This is a genomic window from Pseudoalteromonas sp. S558, assembly GCF_005886635.1.
Lineage (GTDB): Bacteria > Pseudomonadota > Gammaproteobacteria > Enterobacterales > Alteromonadaceae > Pseudoalteromonas > Pseudoalteromonas aliena.
In genome coordinates this window covers 1-663 of record NZ_PNDU01000449.1, presented here as the reverse complement: position 1 = coordinate 663, position 663 = coordinate 1, and the positions used below count along the sequence as shown (strand labels likewise).

General features: G+C 41.6%; 1 pseudogene. It reads right to left on the bottom strand.

The annotated features are described in order from the left end of the window. Positions 1–649: pseudogene (locus CWB66_RS20635) on the bottom strand (IS5 family transposase); the annotation flags it as partial. Positions 650–663: the final 14 nt, after the last annotated feature.

The window sequence follows — 663 nt, the reverse complement described above, 5'->3', positions numbered from 1 at the left end:
TCTACCAAATGCATTTTCAACCAAATGCCTGTATCTATATAAGCACCAATCAACATCCTCATTCCCTTTCTTCTGGTGTTTTCTTCTTGGAATTGTTGAATCTGCTCTCATTTTTTCTACTTCCTCACGAAAAGTGTCGCTATCGTAACCCTTATCTGCGACAACATGTTCAGCTTTCGGCGAGTTTTCTACCAAACTTTTTGCATGAACGATATCGTTTACTTGTCCTTGTGAAAGCTCAAAGTAAACAGGTAAGCCGCCGCTATCTACCGCTAAATGGATCTTGGTTGAGTTGCCTCCTCGGCTTTTCCCTATATCTTCGGTCGCTGAAGAAGCTGCCCCCGTTCCATGTTGATGAGCACTGATAATACTCCCATCTATAAAGAGCCATTCGACGTCTTCAGAATCCACTAATGTGTTGAAAGCATGATAAAACCCCTTTACTTGACCATAGGTTGAATCGTCGAAATACCTTGCTCCAGCATCCAAATTCTTTTGGCAAATCACGCCATGGCAAACCTGTTCGCATCCGATAGAGTATTCCTTCCATCGTTATTCGATGTGCAAGCTTATCATAAATTCTCCCTGAACTTAACATTGCTTTGTACAGGATTTCCCAACGTTCATCTGTTAACATTAGTCTTGGCATAGTTAGTCGCTATT